Origin of the sequence: Natronobiforma cellulositropha, assembly GCF_025629245.1 — an archaeon.
Lineage (GTDB): Archaea > Halobacteriota > Halobacteria > Halobacteriales > Natrialbaceae > Natronobiforma > Natronobiforma cellulositropha.
On record NZ_JANZXN010000023.1, the window covers coordinates 1 to 5154 of the forward strand.

General features: G+C 63.2%; 6 protein-coding genes. All 6 read left to right on the top strand.

Annotated features, from left to right (window positions below):
- Positions 1–147 precede the first annotated feature (147 nt).
- Positions 148–1086 carry a DUF7958 family protein gene (locus tag N0B15_RS18410; RefSeq protein WP_484549517.1) on the top strand — a complete coding sequence of 313 codons (939 nt, stop codon included), beginning with the start codon at positions 148–150 and terminating at the stop codon, positions 1084–1086.
- Positions 1083–2153: an eCIS core domain-containing protein gene (locus tag N0B15_RS11595; protein ID WP_263019871.1), complete on the top strand. Its 1071-nt coding sequence runs from the start codon at positions 1083–1085 to the stop codon at positions 2151–2153. The genes N0B15_RS18410 and N0B15_RS11595 overlap by 4 nt, the downstream gene beginning before the upstream one ends.
- A gap of 2 nt (positions 2154–2155) precedes the next feature.
- Entirely contained in the window at positions 2156–3097 is a 942-nt protein-coding gene (locus N0B15_RS11600) for a DUF7958 family protein (protein ID WP_464502971.1), read from the top strand.
- 11 nt (positions 3098–3108) lie between these two features.
- Entirely contained in the window at positions 3109–3636 is a 528-nt protein-coding gene (locus N0B15_RS11605) for a hypothetical protein (RefSeq protein ID WP_263019873.1), read from the top strand.
- A gap of 1 nt (position 3637) precedes the next feature.
- Complete coding sequence (locus tag N0B15_RS11610) at positions 3638–4594, top strand: DUF7958 family protein (RefSeq protein ID WP_263019874.1); 957 nt, start codon at positions 3638–3640, stop codon at positions 4592–4594.
- On the top strand, positions 4591–5154 hold a 564-nt coding region (locus N0B15_RS11615), incomplete at its 3' end, for an eCIS core domain-containing protein (protein WP_263019875.1). The genes N0B15_RS11610 and N0B15_RS11615, both read left to right, overlap by 4 nt.

Here is a 5154-nt window from a genome sequence, read left to right on the forward strand (position 1 = left end):
CGACAAAACCGGCGAGTGGGCCGGTGAGAAGTTCGAAAACGAACTCGAGTGGCTCAAAGCAAAGTACCACGCACTCTCCCAGAAGCTTGGACTCGAGGGTGGAGACGATCACGGTGGTGAGGATCTGCCCGGTGTTAGGTGAGTATTATGAAAGGCACCATACCCGGAGAAACAGAAGAAGGAATCGGCGTAGATGTCATCGATAACAACGGTGCGAAACACGAGATCACGATCCGAAAAGAAGACAACGAAATTGTCTACCACCAATGCGAGGCCTACACCGACAAGGCAGCTGACCGCACCGATGAGGAGAATGAACACAACAACCAGGCCCGCCGCTTCGCCAGATACTACGTCTACCGCGAGCGCGGCTACGACACCCTCTCCTGGGAGGAACACCCCGACCGGCTCAACACCGTCCGCCTCGCCCTCGAGCGACTGCCCCTCCCCGAGTTCGAACGGCTGTTCGGCGACTTCTACCAGCAACTCTCGAGTCAGTTCGATGCAAGTGTCGAGCCGGTCGTCGAGATTCCGGCGGACGCCGAAGACCCCTCGGAAATTCTCTACCGCAAGGACATCTTCCTCGCGGTCGACGGGGCACAGGCAGCGGGCCTCGAGCGCGCCACCGACCTGGCCGAGGCGTACGATATCGATTTGACGCAGGTCCCCGACCGCTCGGCGAACAGCTGGCAGGGGTTCACCGAGGCGGTCGAAGCCGACCCCGAGATCGATTTCGGCGGCTCGCTCGAGATCGGCGCGGTCTCCGACCTCGGGCTGTTCTACCTCGACGACAACTGGGACGAACACGTCGTCGAGGGAGCCTCTCCGCTCGAGCGCGACCCGGATGCACGGGTCGAACTACTGCCGGTGGAACTCTCCTCACTCGAGCGCTGCCAGGCGTTTCTGGCTCACCACCTGAAGTGCCAGGTCCGCGATTGTTTCATCGGTATGGGTGTCGAACCACCCGCGCCGTTCCGTGTTCTCGGTCCCGGCCGCCTNAATGTACGAACTGTATCACACGCTCGAGGCGGACGTCTGAGCGGAAGCGAATCCTCGTACGAACCACCGCCGTCTTCGACCACATGACCCAAGTGTGCTGCCCCGAACAAGGTTGCATCGCTCGAGCACGCAGTGCGAGCGCGGGTGTCGACCTCGACACCGAGAGCGCGATGCGTTCGGTGGAGGCGCAGGCGGAGAGCGACCTGGCGGGAGAGACTGCCACACCCGACGTGGTTCGGCGCGTGATCTCACAGCCTGGGAAACCGCTCGAGGGCCCCGTCCGCGAGGAGATGGAACAACGGATGGGCGACTCCTTCAGTGATGTACTGCTTCACACGGGTCCAGATGCTGCGAAAGCGGCGAGCGCGCTCGAGGCACGCGCGTTCACGACCGGCAACCACGTGGTGTTCAACCGTGGCGAGTACGACCCCGAGAGCGCCGACGGGAAGTACCTGCTCGCGCACGAACTCGCGCACGTACGACAGCAGACTGGTGGCCGAGTCAGCATGCTCCCCCAGGAGGGAAGTTCGCTGGTCATCGATCCGGACCCCGAACTCGAGCGCGAGGCCGACGAGGTGGCGAGGGAGGCACTCGAGGGTGAGGATCCGATCGTCGCCCACCGCCTGGGGATGGACGTCGCGATTCAACGCGCCCTGAGCGCAACCCGACGAGGGTTCCTCAGAGGGCGGTTCAGCAAGACCGAGGAGCCGACCGAAGAGCCGGATAGCCCGAGCATTCCCGCTGACCCGGAGGTCCTCGCCGCCGAGGTAGAGCAGTTGAAGACGACACAGACGCAGGTGCTCGAGGTCCTGAGTGAGGCGAAGCCCGGTGTCTCCGAGCCGAGCGTCGGGGCGGCCGCGACGAAGGGAGTCGGTGGCTCACTCGCTGGTCTCGGTGCCTCCGCAGCGGGTGCGGCGATCGGGTCCGTCGTACCCGGTATCGGGACCGCAGTGGGTGCGATCGCTGGAGCAGCGTTCAGCGGTCTCGCCAGCGACGTCACCAAAGAAGGTATCGGGTGGGCCATGGACAACGCTCCAGGTGGGAACAGTGACCGACTCGAGGAGATGTACGCAGACATCTCAGAGATGCACGCCGAATTGGTCGATCAAAAGTACGGCCACGGTGGACACGATCCGCTTGCTGACAAAAAGTGATTATGGACGCAATAATTACTGCGGAAGATGATGCACACATTGGACTGACAGTAGTCGATGCGCTCGAAAACGAACACGATTTTACGTTGAAAAAGTCAGATGGTGAAATCGTATATCATCAGTGTGGTTCCTACGCGGATGATCCAGACGAGCGGAGTGACGATGAAAACGAGTTCAATAATCAAGCCCGGCGCTTCGCGAAATACTACGTCTTCACCGAACGCGGTTACGACACCCTCGAGCACGCACGAAACCCGGTGTACGTCGACGCGGTACGACGCGCCATCGCGTCGCTCTCGAGCGAGGGGTTCGAGCGCTACTTCGGTGCACTCCACCAGCAGCTTCGTAGCCACCACGAAGACATCGAGCGGCCGGTCGCCCTCCCAGCGGGCGTTCGCGCGCCGAACGCGGTCGTCTACAAACTCGACGTGTTCCTCGGTGTAGACATCGCCGAGAGCGGTCTCGAAGACCGGGTGCGGGAACTCGCAGACACCCACGACCTCGAGCGGTCGCCGAGTGCGACGGAACTCACTGGCCGCGAGGTTCAACGGTGGGCTGCGCTCGGCGATGAGTTACTCGAGGATACCACAGCCGAGGACCTCACGCTCGAGGTGGGGGCGGTCTCCGGCATCCACGTCGGCTTTCCCAACGCACGCGGTGAACACGAAGTCCAGTGGGCCGACAGCCCGCTCGAGCGCCAGCCGGATGCTCGCCTCGAGTTGCTGCCCGCCGAGCCCGGCACGCTCGAGGAGTTCCAAGCGTTTCTCGATCATCACCTCCGATGTCAAGTGCGTGATCGCTTCGTCACGATGGGGCTGGTACCGCCAGAAGCGTTCCGCGTGATCGGGTTCGGAACGTTCCACGACGCTCGGCGCTACGACCACTACGACCTTTACCCACAACTGCATCTGCGCGACGGTGAGGAGGGAACCCTCTTCTCGTAGAGTCCCCACAAATGACTGTCTACGTCCAGCGGCCCCTGAGTGCGCCTCGACGTAGATTCATCATCGGTAAGTTCAGCCAAAGTGACGAGCCAACCGAAGAGCCGGATAGCCCGAGCATTCCCGCCGACCCGGAGGTCCTCGCCGCCGAGGTCGAGCAGTTGAAAGCGGGCCAGGCGAAGATGATGGAGACGCTGACCGAAGCCAAACCCGGCGCGTCCTCCGACGGCAACTGGCTGAAAGCCGCGACCAAAGGGAGCCTCGGCGCACTCGCCGGGGCCGGGGCCGGTGCCGCCCTCGGGGCCGCTGCGGGCTCGGTCATCCCCGTCGTCGGTACCGCGGCCGGTGCTGCCGTCGGCGCGGCCGTCTCCGGCGTCGCCAGCGACGTCACCAAAGAGGGCATCGACTACCTCGCCGACAACCGCCCCGGCGGCAAAGGCGCCCAACTCGAGGGCATGTACGAAGAGATTCAGCAGATGTACCTCGAGTTGAAGGACGCGCGGACATCTACCGGCGTAGGTGATTCGGAGGGGCTAACGTAACATGGAGGCTAAGATCACTGGACAAAATGATAGAAGTATTGGTCTTCATGTCACAGATAATCTCGGGTTCAAGCACAAGGTTGAGTTGAGGAAGGGTAGTGGTGAAATATACTACCACGATCAGGACGGCTACGCCGACGACCCCGACGAGCGCACCGAAGACGACAACGAGCGCGTCAATCAAGCCCGGCGCTTTGCCAAATTCCACGTCTACCGAGAACGCGGCTACGACACCCTCGAGCACGTCGACAATCCCGACTATATCGACGCCGTTCGCCGCGCGATACTCGCGCTCTCGGACGAGGGGTTCGAACGCTACTTCGGACCGCTCCGCCAGCAGCTTCGCAGCCACCACGAGAACGTCGAGCGGCCGGTCGCCCTCCCCGCGGGCGTCCGCGCGCCGAACGCCGTCGTCTACAAACTCGATATCTACCTCGGTGTCGACATCGAGGGGAGCGGCCTGACCGACCAGGCGCGTGCGCTCGCCGCCGAGCACGGCCTCGAGTACGACGACGGCACCCAGCCGAAGAGCGGTGGGGCGGTCACCGACGCCGACCGCGAGAACTGGGAGACCTTCGGTGAGGAGCTGATCGACCACGCCGACGACGAGGACCTCGAACTCGAGATCGCCGCCGTCTCCGGTATCCACGTCGGCTTTCCCAACGCGCGCGGTGAGCACGAAGTCCAGTGGGCCGACAGTCCGCTGGATCGCGAACCCGACGCTCGCCTCGAGTTGATGCCAGCCCCACCAGGGACGCTCGCGGAGTTCCGCGAGTACCTAGATCACCACCTCCGCTGTCAGATCCGAGATTGTTTCGTCGGGATGGGACTCGTCCCGCCGGACCCCTACAAAGTGGTCGGCTTCGGGAAGTTCATCTACGCGCGTCGGTACGACCACTACGACCTCTACCCGCAGTTGCACAAGCGCGATGGCGACCACGGGGCGTTTATCAAGTGAGTCAGCTCCGAACAGCAACTGGCCACCGCCCGCCTTCGACGCCGATTCCAACACCCGAGCGCGAGGCCGACGAGGTGGCGAGGAAGGCACTCGAGGGTTCCGTCCGCGAAGAGATGGAACAGCGAATGGGCGACTCCTTCAGTGATGTGCAGTTACACACTGGGCCAGAGGCCGCGAAAGCCGCGAGTGCGCTCGAGGCACGCGCCTTCACCACCGGGAACCACGTGGTGTTCAACCGCGGCGAGTACGACCCGGAGAGAGCGGAAGGAAAATACCTCCTGGCGCACGAGTTAGCTCACGTGCGACAGCAAACTGGCGGTGCCATCAGCATGCTCCCCCAGGAGGGAAGTTCGCTGGTCATCGATCCGGACCCCGAACTCGAGCGCGAGGCCGACGAGGTGGCGAGGGAGGCACTCGAGGGCGAGGCGGCTGACCCGGTAGTCGCACATCGCCTGGGGATGGACGTTCACGTCCAGCGCCTGCCAGTCGCTGGCGCGCTCGAGTCGATCAAGCAGTTCAAGTCGATGATGGACTTCAATCGGGAGGCGCGTGAGGCGCGT